At 48.0% G+C, this 15314-nt stretch carries 14 protein-coding genes; 11 read left to right on the top strand and 3 right to left on the bottom strand.

Annotation, left to right across the window (positions count from 1 at the left end; genetic code table 11):
• The first annotated feature begins 105 nt into the window (after positions 1-105).
• The 9 genes from HP399_RS19810 (at position 106) to HP399_RS19770 (ending at position 9798) form a co-directional block, all read left to right on the top strand.
• Positions 106-1857: a LytS/YhcK type 5TM receptor domain-containing protein gene (locus tag HP399_RS19810; protein WP_173620336.1), complete on the top strand. Its 1752-nt coding sequence runs from the start codon at positions 106-108 to the stop codon at positions 1855-1857.
• A complete protein-coding gene (locus HP399_RS19805; protein WP_173620335.1) occupies positions 1857-2585 on the top strand; it encodes a LytR/AlgR family response regulator transcription factor in 729 nt (242 codons plus the stop codon). The genes HP399_RS19810 and HP399_RS19805 overlap by 1 nt, the downstream gene beginning before the upstream one ends.
• A gap of 150 nt (positions 2586-2735) precedes the next feature.
• Complete coding sequence (locus HP399_RS19800; RefSeq protein ID WP_106782269.1) at positions 2736-3083, top strand: DUF485 domain-containing protein; 348 nt, start codon at positions 2736-2738, stop codon at positions 3081-3083.
• Complete coding sequence (locus HP399_RS19795) at positions 3083-4609, top strand: solute symporter family protein (protein WP_173620334.1); 1527 nt, start codon at positions 3083-3085, stop codon at positions 4607-4609. Before HP399_RS19800 ends, HP399_RS19795 begins: the two co-directional genes overlap by 1 nt.
• Positions 4610-4697: 88 nt before the next feature.
• Positions 4698-6260 carry a solute symporter family protein gene (locus HP399_RS19790; protein WP_370642520.1) on the top strand — a complete coding sequence of 521 codons (1563 nt, stop codon included), beginning with the start codon at positions 4698-4700 and terminating at the stop codon, positions 6258-6260.
• Between the two features lie 46 nt (positions 6261-6306).
• Positions 6307-6618, top strand: a complete 312-nt coding sequence (locus tag HP399_RS19785; RefSeq protein ID WP_173620332.1) for a hypothetical protein — start codon at positions 6307-6309, stop codon at positions 6616-6618.
• A gap of 110 nt (positions 6619-6728) precedes the next feature.
• Positions 6729-7586: a patatin-like phospholipase family protein gene (locus HP399_RS19780; protein WP_173620331.1), complete on the top strand. Its 858-nt coding sequence runs from the start codon at positions 6729-6731 to the stop codon at positions 7584-7586.
• A gap of 120 nt (positions 7587-7706) precedes the next feature.
• Positions 7707-8768, top strand: coding sequence for an HD-GYP domain-containing protein (locus HP399_RS19775; protein WP_173620330.1), 1062 nt, complete (start codon positions 7707-7709; stop codon positions 8766-8768).
• Between the two features lie 163 nt (positions 8769-8931).
• Positions 8932-9798: a universal stress protein gene (locus tag HP399_RS19770; RefSeq protein WP_173620329.1), complete on the top strand. Its 867-nt coding sequence runs from the start codon at positions 8932-8934 to the stop codon at positions 9796-9798.
• 59 nt (positions 9799-9857) lie between these two features.
• On the opposite strand, the gene HP399_RS19765 is transcribed toward HP399_RS19770, so the two are convergent.
• Positions 9858-11105 (bottom strand): MFS transporter, encoded by a 1248-nt coding sequence (locus HP399_RS19765; RefSeq protein WP_173620328.1) that lies wholly within the window; start codon positions 11103-11105, stop codon positions 9858-9860.
• Positions 11106-11167: 62 nt separating this feature from the next.
• On the bottom strand, positions 11168-11761 hold the full coding sequence (locus HP399_RS19760) for a TetR/AcrR family transcriptional regulator (RefSeq protein WP_173620327.1): 594 nt from the start codon (positions 11759-11761) through the stop codon (positions 11168-11170).
• Positions 11762-12084: 323 nt separating this feature from the next.
• On the opposite strand from HP399_RS19760, the gene HP399_RS19755 reads away from it, so the two are divergent.
• Together HP399_RS19755 and HP399_RS19750 are read left to right on the top strand one after the other, a co-directional pair.
• Positions 12085-12927 carry a deoxyribonuclease IV gene (locus HP399_RS19755; protein ID WP_173620326.1) on the top strand — a complete coding sequence of 281 codons (843 nt, stop codon included), beginning with the start codon at positions 12085-12087 and terminating at the stop codon, positions 12925-12927.
• Positions 12928-12978: 51 nt separating this feature from the next.
• Positions 12979-13380, top strand: a complete 402-nt coding sequence (locus HP399_RS19750; RefSeq protein ID WP_173620325.1) for a hypothetical protein — start codon at positions 12979-12981, stop codon at positions 13378-13380.
• Between the two features lie 359 nt (positions 13381-13739).
• Here HP399_RS19750 and HP399_RS19745 read toward each other — a convergent pair whose 3' ends face one another.
• The gene (locus HP399_RS19745; RefSeq protein WP_173620324.1) at positions 13740-15161 is read right to left on the bottom strand and encodes a sigma-54 interaction domain-containing protein; all 1422 of its coding nucleotides are present in this window, start codon (positions 15159-15161) and stop codon (positions 13740-13742) included.
• Positions 15162-15314 lie beyond the last annotated feature (153 nt).

Here is a 15314-nt window from a genome sequence, read left to right as displayed (position 1 = left end):
TTGCACACACAGCGTATGCAATCAGCCTAGCGAGGTTGTCTGTCCAGCAGGGAATTGCGGGTAATATGCGGAATTTGTAGAAGATTTAAAATAAGGGAGGCTGCGGTGGATAATCTCACGCTATTGCTCATTGAAAGAATGGGCATTCTTTTGACGCTGGCATTTATTTTGACAAGGACACCATTATTTCGCCAGCTTTTAGACCGCGAATTGCACGTAGGGACGTCAATCGCCTTTTCCGTGATGTTCGGGTTGTTTGGGATTGCGGGTACATATGCAGGAGTGGTCGTGCAAGGGGATAGCTATCTTCCTGCATTTTGGATATTTCGCTTGTCATATGAAGAAATTATCGCGAATTCTACTTTGGTAGGAGTCGTTATTGGAGGTTTGCTAGGAGGACCTCTCGTTGGCCTGGGGGCAGGTGTCATTGCTGGGCTTCATGTCTTCCAATTGGGAGGATTCGCCGCAGCACCGATGGGCTTATCGATCCCGATCACGGGGTTGCTGGCAGGATACGTAGCGCGTTTTTTCTCGCAGGAGCGGGTTATTTCTCCGTCCAAAGCTATGTTCATCGGTATGTTCGCGCCCATTATACAGATGTCGCTTTTATTGATCATGGCAGCTCCGCCAGAATTAGCGCGAACCATGGTCAACGTGATTGGGATTCCGATGGTGCTGACGAATAGCGTTTCGATTGCGATTTTTACGACGATGATACGAGTTGCCTTGCAAGAGGCAGAACGTTCGGCTGCCATTGAGGCGGAGCGTTCCTTTACGATAGCGGAAAGAATTTTGCCACACCTGAAAAGGGGGCTTACACCGCAGACAGCTCAGTCAGCAGCCCTCGTCTTACAAAAAGAAACGAAAGCAGCCGCCGTTGCTGTAACCGATCGAGAACGGCTCCTTGCGCACGTGGGAGTGGCGGCAGACCATCATCATCCAGGAGAAGCGCTCAATAGTGAGCTCGATAAGCGGGCACTGTATAGCGGTGGAATTGACAAGGGATTGACGAGAGAGAGCATAGGGTGTAAGCGCAAAAATTGTAACCTGCATGCAGCGATTCTCGTGCCGATTAAAGAGGGGGACAGCGTCGTTGGACTGATCAAACTCTATTATCGGAGGCCGCAACAAATAGGAAAAGTTCAAGAAGCACTAGCAAAAGGGCTTGGCAACCTGATCTCCAATCAATTGACCCTATCTCTCACGGAGCAAATGAAAGGGTTAATGAAGGATGCAGAGTTGCGGATGCTACAGGCACAGATTCATCCTCACTTTTTGTTCAACACGTTGAATTCCATTGTGACCTTGATACGAATTGATCCGCAGCTAGCCCGGCATATGACCATTCAGCTTGGCGTGTTCATGCGATTCAACCTGAAGCTCACAGCGAGTCCGCTTGTCACCGTGAGACAGGAGTTGGATCACCTGCATGCTTATTTGGAAATTATCAAAATCAGATTTTCCGAGCAATTCGCCGTTCGCACCATCATTGATGCGGGGGTAGAGGAAGCCCTTATTCCTCCTGGCACGTTGCAGCCGTTATTTGAGAATTGCATTCAGCATGGTGTTCGCGACATCACGAACGGCGGTGAGATCATCCTCCATGTGAGACGGCAGGATGTGCACGTTGTTTTTCAAATCGAAGATAATGGCGAAGGCTTTCCCGACAAGTTGCTGCCAGTTCTGGGAAAGGTGCCAATGGAGAGTAAGGAGGGCAACGGAATTGGCATCCATAATGTCAACCAACGTCTGATCAGCTTGTGCGGACAAGATGCCCAACTTCATTTTGCCAATAAACAAGAAGGCGGTAGTACGATTATCTTTACTATTCCGATTACAAAAGAGGTGAGTGCCTGATGCCAATACGCGTCATGATTGCAGAAGACGAGCGACTAGCACGCGAAGAACTGAGCTATTTACTGCTACAAGAAGGAGACGTAGAATTGCTGCCCTATGCCACTAACGGCCGAGAGCTGTTGGAAATGGTCGATGTGCACGAACCGGATGTCGTCTTCCTGGACATGAAAATGCCTGAGCTGGAAGGAGCGCAGGCAGCAAGAATGCTCGCTTCACGCAAGCAGCATCCCCTCATCGTTTTTTGTACCGCGTATGAGGAATTTGCCATCGATGCGTTTAAATTGTACGCCGTCGATTATTTGTTGAAGCCTACGGAGCCCAAGCGTCTGGTAGAAACGATGCAACGAATACGCGAGCGTCTAGTCAAGCCAAAAGTAGAGCCTGTCCAGACAAAACGAACCAAGCTGTTGGTAGAAGACAATAGTAGATTAGTGGTCATTGATCCAGCGACGATTGTCTATGCGGTGCGGGAGGAGCGGTATGTGCAAATCGTCACCCAAACGGCGATGTACTCGACGCGGATGACCCTGACACAACTGGCGGAAAAGCTATTCGCATACGACTTTTTCCGTACGCACAAAAGCTATTTGGTCAATCTTCAATTCGTGAGCGAGCTCGAACCATGGTTCAATGGTGCCTACAATCTGATTTTGAAGGGAGAAGGAAGACCGCGTATTCCCGTATCTCGGACCTCCGCCAAGGATTTGCTCAAACGTCTCGAGGAGTAAGCCTGGTGATCCATCGTTTGCAGATTGTGGTTAAAAATCTGCCACTGACACACTCTCCCCGACATCTTACGCAGAAAAATACACGGTTAGAAAAGGATTCTCTACAATGTAGGAAGCGCTTACATTTCTGTAGATGAGGGGGAGGTTCCCATGGGCAAATCCGCTTCGGCAAAAAAAGCCGAGGATCAGAAGAAGCAAGCTGTTGATTATGCAGCGGTAATTCAGTCAGCCACTTTCAAAGAGCTCTTGAGAAGAAAAAAAGCGTTTATATTGCCATCTTCTATTTTTTTCTTCGTGTTTTACTTCACCCTTCCGATTTTAACCTCCTACTTCACCGTACTGAATCAACCAGCGTTTGGAGCCATTTCGTGGGCGTGGGTATTTGCCTTTGCTCAGTTCGTCATGACATGGGGTCTCTGTATCCTGTACACCAGACGGGCAGAGCAGTTTGATCAACTCGTTGAGAAAATCAAACAAGAGGCAGGTGGAAGGGGCTAATGAACGTTACTGCATTTTTACTCTTTCTTGTCATTGTTCTTTTGACACTTGTCATCACCTTTTACGCTTCGAAAAAGACGAACACGACTAGTGAGTTTTATACCGCTGGAGGAGGCTTGACGGGTTGGCAAAACGGCCTCGCGATTGCGGGAGATTACATGTCCGCTGCTTCCTTTCTGGGAATTGCCGGGATGATTGCATTGAGTGGGTTTGATGGCTTCTTCTACAGTATCGGTTTTCTTGTCGCGTATCTCGTTGTGCTCTACTTGGTAGCAGAACCTTTGCGTAATTTAGGAAAATACACGATGGCAGATATGATAGCCGCGCGTTTTGACAATAAAAAGGTTCGTGGTGTCGCCGCTCTCAATTCGATTGCGATCTCGATTTTTTACATGATTGCGCAATTGGTCGGAGCAGGGGCCTTGATCAAGCTGCTCTTGGGGCTGGATTACACGACCTCCGTATTGATCGTAGGGGCATTGATGACGATCTACGTCGTGTTCGGCGGGATGACGGCAACCTCGTGGGTGCAGATCGTCAAAGCAGTTTTGTTGATGATCGGTACATTCATCATCTCTATGATGGTTTTCGCCAAATTCGATTTTAATCTCTTAAAAATGTTCGAGCAAATGAAGACGGCCACACCATTGGGAGATCAATTCCTCAATCCTGGCAACAAGTTTAAAGTGGGGCTCGATACCATTTCACTGAATCTCGCGCTGGTGCTCGGAACAGCTGGATTGCCGCATATTTTGATTCGTTTCTTCACCGTAAAAGATGCCACGACAGCTCGCAAATCAGTTGTGTACGCGACGTGGATCATTGGTGCCTTCTATGTTATGACGATCTTCCTCGGCTTCGGGGCGGCAGCGTTTGTAGGAGCGGGGAATATGGATCCAGCAGGTAACATGGGAGCTCCACTGCTTGCGCAAGCACTGGGCGGCAATTTCTTGTTCGCCTTCGTATCGGCGGTTGCTTTCGCTACCATTCTCGCGGTAGTGGCTGGGCTGGTGCTGACAGCGGCTTCTGCCTTTGCACACGACTTTTACGGACACGTATTACGCCAAGGAAAAGCAACAGAAAAGGAGCAAATGAAGATGGCCAAATGGGCGTCTGTCGGTGTCTCGATTGTCTCCATCTTGCTCGCCTTGTTTGCACAAAATCTGAACGTGGCTTTCCTTGTGGCGCTGGCTTTCGCAGTAGCGGCGAGTGCAAATCTACCAGTGATTCTGTTCACGATCTTCTGGAAAAGGTTCAATACGGCAGGAGCAATCAGCGGGATGCTCGTCGGTTTGTTCAGCTCTCTCATTCTCGTTGCGTTGAGTCCGAACGTTTGGAATCCTGTAGCTGGAAAAGCCATTTTGGTTGGCGAAGCGCTGTTCCCGTTGCCGAATCCGGGCATTGTCTCGATCCCGTTAGGGTTTTTGGCAGCATGGATCGGAACCTTGTTGTCCAGCTCTCGTGATGATAAGAAGTACGATGAAATTTTGGTGAAAGCGAATACAGGAATGAAAGATTCAGCGTAGAAACAGTAAACGTAGGAAGCTCATGCCACGAAGAGAAGGCTAGGGTTAACCCCTGGTCTTTTTTTATTTATGCAAGAAGGGAGAGGTATTGTCCGTGACGACGATCATCTTTTTCCTTGCCGTCATTATCGGAACGATGGCCATCACTTATTCGGCTGCCAAACAGACGGGGACGACGAAAGACTTCTATGCAGCAGGAAATCGCTTGAACGGGTTACAAAATGGCATTGCCATCGCAGGCGATTACATGAGTGCTGCCTCGTTTTTGGGGATTGCGGGAACGATTGCGATGTACGGCTTTGACGGGTTCGTGTATGCGATTGGCTTTTTTGTCTCTTATCTGATTATTTTGTTTTTAGTTGCGGAGCCGTTGCATAATTTGGGGCGTTATACGTTGGCAGACGCGATTGCCGTCAGGTTTGACAGTCTTTGGCTGCGTGGCGTTGTTGCCTGTACGACTCTATTAATTACGATTTTTTACATGTTGGCGCAATTAGTTGGGGCAGGTGCCCTCATTCATTATTTATTGGGAGTGCGTTACGATACGGCTGTCTTGATTGTCGGGAGCCTGATGACATTTTACGTCGTGTTCGGCGGGATGGTGGCGACCTCCTGGGTTCAGATTATTAAAGCGATTTTGCTCCTGACAGGCACATTGATCCTAAGTCTGATCGTGTTTGCCCGTTTTGATTGGAGCTTCTCCGAAATGTTTTCACATGTGAGTACGATTACACCTCTGCAGGAACAGTTCTTACAGCCGGGTAATCAACTTCATGATCCGCTGGAAACGATCTCCCTGCATTTGGCCTTGATTCTCGGTACCGCCGGACTCCCCCATATTATCTCCCGGTTATTCACAGTCAAGGACGCAAAGACGACTCGAAATTCGATTTACACCGCTACCTGGGTCATCGGCGCTTTTTATTTGATGACGGTCTTTCTCGGATTCGGAGCGAGCACGTTTGTAGGCTACGAGGCATTGAAAAATGTGGGCTTCGGTGGGAATCTGACCGTCACGCTTTTGGCAGATGCTCTCGGTGGAGAGTTTTTGATGGCGTATATTGCTGCTGTTGCCTTCGCGACGATATTGGCAGTCGTGACAGGACTTGTGCTCTCTGCCTCTTCTGCGTTCGCGCATGATGTCTACAGTCATTTGATCAGACGAGGGGGCGCATCAGAAAAAGAACAGGTCACCATGGCAAAGCTTTCGTCAGTTGCAGTGGGCGTGATTTCCATTTGGCTGGCTATCGGTGCAGAAAAAATGAACGTGGCGATTCTCGTTGCGCTGACGTTTGCGGTAGCCGCATCATCCAATTTGCCACTGCTGTTGTTTACGTTGTATTGGAAGCGGTTTACCGTGAGAGGAGCGATTTGTGGCGTCCTGACAGGGGTAACGGCATCAGTAGTCCTTGTCATTTTAGGACCGACTGTTATGCATCCCCTCACCGGACTTATCCGTGCGGAGCCCCTTTTTCCACTGAAGAATCCCGGATTGGTCTCCATACCACTCGGCTTTTTAGGTGCTGTGCTCGGGACACTATTGGATCGGCCTGATCCAGATGCCGAAATGAAGTACCAACGCGTACTGTTTCAGGCGTTGACAGGAATCCGAGTTCCACCTGCGAAGAAAACGGAACAAGAATCTGCATAAAGCCTCTCCACGTGCCCCACTCTAGGAGTAGAAGGAGGAGGGGTAAGTGGGTACGAAGAAAGAGTCAGACGCATTATCACATGACCAGCCAGATGTCTATGAACGCGCAAGGCTGGCACTGGATGATCTGATTGAAGAGCTATGTGAAGCACTGGAAGAGGAAGATACCGAATCCTATAAGCGAAAAGGCTATGAGATGATCGGGAGCTATTTTCGAGAGCCGGTTAATACCGGGGAATTAACCTTGATTTATGCTGCGGTGCTTACCGATATCCTCTATAAGCTGGAGTTGACGCAGCAAGGGGAAAACGTAGCAATGGTCCGTGATCAGTACAGCATGATGAAAAAAGACGACTGAGTGGCGACCCCGTTTGAGGGTCGTTTTTTGATTCGCACGATCCCGCCCTGCATGTTTCATTGGGCAACCATTCATACTACGGGTAAACGACATCAAAATGGGTGATTGGTATGGAAAAGGTCGGGCTCGTTTTGCAGGGCGGGGGAAGCCGTGGGATTTATACCGCTGGCGTTCTGGATTACTTTATGGAGCAGGAGCTTTACATCCCGTATGTGATTGCCGTGTCAGCAGGTGCGTGCAATGGAGCGGCATACTTGGCGAGGCAGCGCGGATTGGGCAAGATTTATCATACGAAATACATTCACGATCCCCGGTACTTTCACTATAAAAATTTGATCACGAAGCGCTCGTTGTTTGGCATGGATTTTATTTTCAATGAGATGCCATACAAGCTGGAGCCGTTCGCCTTTGATCGGTTTCACGAAGCGAAGGAACAGTTTGTCGTCGTCACAACGGATTGCGCGACAGGGGAAGCCGTTTACTTTACGAAAGACGACTGTGAGGATATTTTCCATGTGATTCGGGCTTCGTGCAGTCTTCCATTTCTATCACCCAAGGTTACGATCAACGGACGTAAGCTATGGGATGGAGGCATCGTGCATCCGGTACCTTTCATGAAGTCCATGCTTGATGGCAATCAAAAACATATTATTGTGCTGACTTCTTCTTGTCCGCCAAGTGAGTGGATGCGTCGGCTTTCGCGTGTCGAGCGTCTTTTTTCCAGAAGTACGAGCTTGTCTCATGCATTCATTCGTCATTTTCGCATCTATTGCGAGGCAATTGAGCAGGTCAAAGAGATGCAGAAGGAAGGCAGAGCGTTTGTTATCGCACCACCAATGGGTACCTTTCTACGAGGTTTTGAACGTCAAGAGGAGAAGCTGGAGCATTATTACAGACAAGGCTACCAGGATGCACGTACCCAATTTTCTGAGCTTTGTACTTGGCTTGGTCTTGGAAGGAACAGGTGAAAAATGAGGAGACAGCTGTCCCGTGGATGTTTTTTCGGCAAAATCATGCGAAACAGGTTTTTCTTAAGCGAAGATAGGGAAGAAGCATCAGGGGAGGATGGAATCAGGAGGAAAGACCCTATGAAATATGTGAATGTAGACCTAGTAGAGCCAGGAGACGTTTTGGCTCGAAGCATTTATACAAGCGAGGGCTTGACGCTCTTGCATACAGGTGTCCAGCTGACTGTCGGAATGATTAATAAATTGCGGCGGTTTGGCGTCACGATGTTAAGCATCAAAGACCCGCTGCTCGATGAAGTGAAAGAGCAGGAGGTCGTCACGGAGACCACTCGGAAGGACGCAATCCGCAATCTGTCACAAGCGATTTCGTGTGTGCAGACTGGAAAAAATTTTGATGTCCGCGGTATTCAAAAATCAGTGGGAAGTATTATCGACGAAACTTTGAGAAATCGCCGCGTGCTCTTGAATCTGGGAGAAATTCGCACGACCGACAACGCTATGTACATTCATTCCTTGAATGTGTGCATGATGGCGACAGTAATGGGCGTAGGATTAGGCTATAATACGGCTCAGTTAAAAGAGCTCGCCATCGGAGCCCTTTTACATGACATTGGAAAGCTGTCAGTCGACAAGGAAGCCCCAGCCTACAAAAAGAACAGCAAGACCAATCATCATACGTGGCTGGGCTTTGATCTGTTGCGAAAAAAACATGAGATGAGCATTGTCTCTGCACACGTTCCTTTGCAGCATCATGAATGGGTGGATGGCAGTGGGCAGCCACGAGGATTGACTGGCGATGAGATTCATGATTTCGCCAAGATTGTTGCGATTTGTAACTACTATGATAATCTCATCTCTCCTTTTTCAGAGGAAGAAGAGACGTTACCTGCGTATGAGGCTTGCGAAAAAGTTATGGGGTTCGCGGAGAAGCGCTTTGACCATAAAATGGTCATTCACTTTTTGCGCTCGATTGCCTTGTACCCGACAGGAACCTCGCTGAAGCTGTCGACAGGAGAGATCGGTGTGATCATTGACCAAAATAGAGGCTTGCCTTCGCGCCCAGTCGTTCGGGTCATTCGAAGAGACCAGCAGGCGAATCGCCGGATGGTGGATGATCATGAGATCACGGACATTGATTTGAGTGAAAAGCCAACTATTTTTATCACTGCTGTCATGGACTAAGACATTGAAAGAATAGGACTCCCTATCAGGGAATATCCCTACCAAGATCAGGGAAAACCCCTACATACACGTAGGGCTCACAGGTCTACAATGGACTCAAGGCAGATGGGTAAATAGAGCTACACCACATTTGCCAGATGAAAAAGAGGAAGGACGTGTCATTATGTCCCGTATTCTAGTCCCTGTCGATTTCTCTGCGCAGTCCATTCAGGCGGTCCGCTTCGCGCTGGCCTACGCCAAAAATAAGCATGATATCACATTGCTTCATGCCATTTCGCCGTTCCCTTCGCGCAATGTTGTCAGAAGGTTGGGACGAGATGTCGTTGAAGATTTTCAATTGGATGAAGCAAGAGATGATCTGAAAAAATTCCTGGCGATCGTAGAAGAAGCCGGAATCTCGTATGAACTGGAGATTGAGTTCGGAGAGCCGCATGAAGTCATTGCGAAGCACGCAGCGAATGACTATGCTGCCATCGTAATGGGTACACATGGTTACGGTCGCATTACAGGCTTCCTGTTGCAAAGCGTCAGCTATCCGACACTCCACGATGTCAAAGTCCCAGTCTTCCTCATTGCGGAGGAGACAGATGAGAGCCGCTTCCCTTGGAATAAAGTACTCATTGCAGTAGATGGCTCCGATCATTCGATGGAAGCTGCGAAAAAAGCCATCGAGATGGGGCAGCACCTACCGGATGTATCATATACACTCTTGTCCGTTGTCATCCCACCAGTCACATACGCAGGAGTGTATGGCGTAGGCTGGGATAACATGAATACCCTCGAAGGTTGGGGACGTGAAACGCTAAAACCTTGCGAGGAGATGCTTGAAGCTGCATCGCTTCCTTTTGAAAGCAAGGTCGTGGTTGGAGACCCAGCTACTGTGATCCGCCAGACGGCTGAAGAAATCGACGCAGGACTGGTTGTGCTCGGTCATCATGGCCAAGGTGCAGTTGCAGGTACGCTTCTTGGCAGTGTTACATTTAAAACGATTCATCGTACGAAAACACCACTCCTCATTGTGAAAACATAGCATTTTGCTAGAAAAAGCTGTCCGCTTAGTGGACAGCTTTTTTGCTTGGGCGCATTTTCTTATGATAGAGTTTGCGCTTGTTTTTGTTCGAGAAGATGGTTAGCTCCATCTTGTGTAACCTCTGCCGAATCCCACTTGATTCGAGTACATCCCCATGCAGTAAGCAGAAGGATTACAGATGCTATTAGAAAGACCATAATCAACGAAGTCATCTGCATGAGCGGACCTGCAACAAAGGAACCGATCATCATGAGTCCGACCATGAGCGGTGAAATCGTTCCATTTACCCGTCCGATATACGCTTCATCCACGAGCTTGATCATGAACATACTGATCACGATCTGTAAAAATGCCATCCCAATTCCGGTGAAAAAGCGCATCGCTGCGGTTAGGTATATCCATACAGAGAGAACTTCTACGGCGACGGAGAGAGCGAAGAATATCAATCCACCTGTAATGACCCAGCGACCATTCAGGCGTTCCAGATAAACGGAAGCCAAAATGCCGCCCAACAGCATACCCAATCCGTCTAACGCGTTAAACCATTGAATGGCTTCCTTGGAGAGTAAAAGACGATCCGTGATGACAAATACCTCCAGCGAATTAATAAAACCCGAGGATAGCCCCAGACACGAAAAGGTAATGGCGAGCCCGCGCAAGGCTGGTCGCTTTTTTACATAGGCAAAACCTGCTTTAATCTCAGAAAGGAGAGTTCCATCTTCCTCTGGTGCAGTGGCAGATGAGGCAGGGAGTGTCAAGAGGATCAGTGCCGAGACGAAGAATAGGCCAGCCATCGTTAACAGGGAAGGGTAGATGCCCCAATGTTCAAAGAAAAAGGTTCCGACAATCGGGCCGACCAGTAGAAAAATAGAACCCGTACTTTGTGAAATAGACACAGCTGCTGCAACTTGCTCATCAGGAATATGACGCTTCATCATCTTGGCAGAAGAAGGCTGGGAGAACTGTGACACGACAGCCGAGATAAATGTCGCAAAGAATACAGCGATCCACATCCCTTGCCAGAGTAAATACACGATGACCAAAACAGAGATGGCGCTCAACAGGTTCCCGGCTATCATCGTTCGCTTCGGATTCCAGCGATCAGCCAATGCCCCGCCAATAATCGAAAAAACCAAGATCGGCGCAAGTTCGATAGCGGTCAAAAGCGATACGGCGGTTGGATTGTTGCCGCTCGTCTCCATCACATAGTAGAGCAAGGCCATGTTACGAATCCATATACCGATATTTTCTAATGTATCACTGATAAAGACAGTGAGAAAAACTTTGTTTCCCCAAAGACCTTTCATAGGTCATTTCACTCCCGAAAAGTTATACCGAACGTCCGGTCTAATTAAAGGTGAAAAAAATGCTACTTGGCAACAATGCCATGCAGCAAAACGTCAATGCTCCTCTTCAGAAGAGCATGAAGACGTTCGTCTTCCATTTGATAACCTACGTTAATGATTCCGTTCATGAGCCCTTCCAATATCATCGCCATTTCTTCGGGATCGCATGGGGCGAACTCGCCTCGGTCGATTCCTTCTTGGAAGAGGGAAGTATAGAGGGTATACGTAGAACCGAGCATTTCCAGCACTTGTTCCAAAATGACTGGATCGGCGAGCTGGCTACCGGAGAACTCTTCGCCTGCTTTTTTTAAAGGGTGGGACAAAAAATCCTCCAAGAAAAAAGCAGCTAAGCCGTACAGCTTATCGATGGATGTCTCGAATTCTTTTTCTTTTTCCTGCCACAGATCTACCCATTCGTTGTACTGCTTTTCAAGCAAATACAGGAACAACTGCTCCTTGTTTTTGAAGTGATAATAGAGGCTGCCCTTACTCGCTCCAGTTGCTTGGCAAATGTCCTCAATGGAAGTGGCTGAATAGCCTTTCTGAGAAAATAACTCGGTGGCTTTCTCTACGATATGTTGTTTGGTTTTCTCCCCATCGAGACGACGCTTTGACATTTTTTAAAAGCTCCTTCTTCTAGACTGAACGTTCGGTTTAGTTTTAAGTTTATTCGATCTGACAGGGAAGCGCAAGTATTCGATTGAGAAGAAGAGACAGAGGGAAAAATGATAGAGGTATTTCAAAAAGTCGTCTTTTGATCAAGGAGTCGTCCTGAAAGTCTATTCGGCGTCGAAAGAGGCGTTCACCTTCAAAGTCCGGTGCTCATGTAGGTTTCCTACATTCCGCTCCTCCTTTTTCAGGTTCACACCACTTTCTTGGTGCTGAAAAGACGACTTTTTGAACAAGCAATGAAAGGAAGCGAGAGAAGGGCGGGATTGCCTTGGAAATCGGTTGTCATGTCAGTATTCGTCATGGGTACGAGGAGGCGGCGAGAACTGCCTACAAAGAAGGAGCGTTATCCTTTCAATTTTTCCCGAAAAACCCGCGAAGTTTAGGTGTTAAGCAATTCGATGCCCGGGATGCAGAGCGGTGTCGCGCCTTTTGTCAGCAAAATGGTATGCTGTCGATTGCTCATACGCCATACCCGGTCAATCTTTGCGTCGAGGAGCAGGAGCTATTCGCCGTCACAGTGGGCTCCGTACGAAATGACCTTGAAATTGCCGAAGCTTGTGGAGCGTTGGGCGTGGTCGTTCACTTTGGCCAGTATAAAGGCGCCGATGTTCTTACCGGTTACAAAATCATGATCCAGATGGTCAATCAAATACTGGATGGCTGGAATGGAAAGGCCCAGCTGTTAATCGAAAACAATGCCGGACAAGGTAACCGGATGGGCACGACACTCGAAGAGCTTACGCAGGTTCGACAATTGTTTGCTGAGCCACAGAAGGTAGGCTTTTGCCTGGATACGTGTCATGCATTTGCCAGCGGATTGTGGAAAGGGAATGATTGGGGGGAAGTAGCTGATCGGATGCGAGAGCTCGATTATTTTACGAGCTTGCGTGCCGTTCATCTGAACGATTCCGTTTATCCGAGTGGTTCCTTTCGAGACCGGCATGCCTCCATCGGAAAAGGGATGATCGGTGATGCAGCTATTGCCGCTTTTTTGCAAACACCCGAATTGCAAGGACTTCCCATCGTTCTGGAAACGGCGAGAGGCTCAGAAGGGGGACAAAGCGAAGAAATCAAACATGTTCGTCTGCTCAGAGACAATTGGCAGGGCTGACCATGTTGTGGTAGAGTGTGAAATGATGTGTTCAACACGGGAGGGGTAGCTATGAAAAAGCGTATTAAGGTGACGATTGCGGATTTTACTCATCTTACAGAAAACTTGAACAACCCGGAAGAGCTCGCTCTGTACGAAGGGGCGAACGGAAATACATACGATGCTGAAATCGAGCATGATGGATATGCTATTGTGGATGTGACAGACGAGGATTACATCGAGCTGGCTCCGGGAGAGTATCAGCTGATGATCGAGGAGTGGACAAACGCCGGACAAATCGGTGAGTGGACACTGCAAACCATGTCAGACCCAGCAGATGACAAAGCTTTGCTGTACCGCACAGTGGACAAGGCTGGAACAGAAATACAAGCACCACAATCATTGCCGAAGCAAGTAGTCGAGCTAGTTGCAAATACGTGGTTTGGCAAAAAAGCAAAGAAGATTGAAGAGTAATCCAAGAATGAAAAGGAGCGCTGCGAGATAGCGCTCCTTTTTTATATACCAATCTAAAAAGATAAAGATGATCATTTTTAAAGGTATCGATGAACCAATAAAGCTGGTGAGAAGAAAAAGCGCAGGACTCGCAGACCTTGACAACGCCTACCCAGTCGGAACTTCAAAAAGGGGACCACGCTTGTCGAACACTTCTTCCTTGAGAATCTTCCGCCCGTAGGGTGGCTTTGGCTCGACGGTCCCCTTTTTTAAGTGGAGACGGACAGTCAATCTCTCTTGCGGGCGTGTCAGAGTCGAAGAGAACTGCGCTTTTTCTTCTCCTCCACTATGTTGACTCAGGGCTTTTCCAAGTTTCTCAATCACTCTTCCTCAAAATCCAGTTGAATCCCATACTTTTTAATCCGCCGCATAAGTAGCGACTGGGTTATACCGAGGGCCGCTGCTGTTTTGCGTGTCGTTTTGTGTGTGCGCAATGCTTGCAGAATAAATTCCATCTCAATTTTCTCCATCCGCTCGGTAAGAGAAAGAGAACCGAGTGAAAGAATCCCTTCCTCCAGCTCCCGAATACTCCGCAGTTCTTCTGGTAAATCGCTGACTTGGATTTCATCCAGCTTGGACGTGATGACGATCCGCTCTACCAAATTTTCCAACTCCCGCACATTCCCAGGCCATTCGTATTGATGCAAAACATCCAGCGCTTCCGGGGAAAAACGCCGTTTCTGGTTATGCTTGCTATTGAATCGCTGTAAATTATGGTGGAGTAACGGGAAAATATCGTCCTTTCTCTCCCGTAATGGCGGAACATTGATTGGCAAAATATTAAGGCGATAGTACAGGTCGTGTCTGAATTTGCCCAACCGCACGAGCTCCTGAAGGTTGGCATTGGTTGCCGTTATGATGCGGATGTCAGCTGTGTATGTTTTGGTGCCGCCGATTGGCATAAACGTTTTGTTTTGCAGGAGCAGCAATAATTTCGATTGCAAGTGGTAGGGAAGCTCGCTGATTTCGTCCAAGAAAAGCGTCCCTTTGTCCGCCATTTTCACTAATCCGATTTTCCCCGAGTGACTCGCCCCCGTAAATGCCCCTTTGTGGTAGCCGAACAGCTCTGATTCGATCAAGGTTTCGGGAATGGCGCTACAGTTGACGTGGACGAACGGCCCGCTTCTTCGTCCGCTCAACTGGTGGATTTGCTCCGCAAGATAGCTTTTTCCTACGCCTGTTTCACCCGTAATAAACACAGTTGTGTCGACAGGGGCTGCTTTTTTCATTAATTCCAACAGGGCGAGATAGGAACGACTGTTGCCAATCATGGTTTGAGAAGAGCTCTGGCTCGCTTCCCACTTCATGAGCTGAATCTCTTCGCTGTACCGCTTAAGCAAAGCGACCGTCTCTTCCAGCTGCGAACTGGCACGGGCTGCCTCTGTGATATCACGTGAGTGGGAAACGATCAGCTCCGGTCTCCCATCCTCATCCGGGATGATATGCCCGGTCACCAGGAACTTCCCTTTACTATTGACGAGTTGAATGGTTGTGGTCGGTTTTCCCGTTTCTAAAACCAAGCGGGTAACTGAAGGACTGAAAATCCCCATTTCTTCGAGGTCGGATACGTTTTGCCCGATGAGTTCGGCTTTTGGTAGACCACACAGGTTTTCACTGGCATTGTTTAACCATAAAGTAGTTCCCTGCGCATCAGCAATGAATATGCCATCTGCCAGTGTGTTCAGGATGTCAATAAAACGATCAACAGAAGACAATGCTAGTATCTCCGCAGCTTTTTCCATGTTGAGTAGCTCCCCGGTTTTTCAACTGATTGTACAAGATGAAATTGATCGTTGTATAGTGAATCGAAATTAAAAATAATTGAGTCGAAATAGATTCAATAAAAAAGTTAGACTTTTCCTACTTTTCGATTCAAAAGTGAGTCTACTTCGACT

Source organism: Brevibacillus sp. DP1.3A, assembly GCF_013284245.2.
GTDB lineage: Bacteria > Bacillota > Bacilli > Brevibacillales > Brevibacillaceae > Brevibacillus.
The sequence above is the reverse complement of the archived record's forward strand: the minus strand, read 5'-3'. Positions and strand labels throughout refer to the sequence as shown.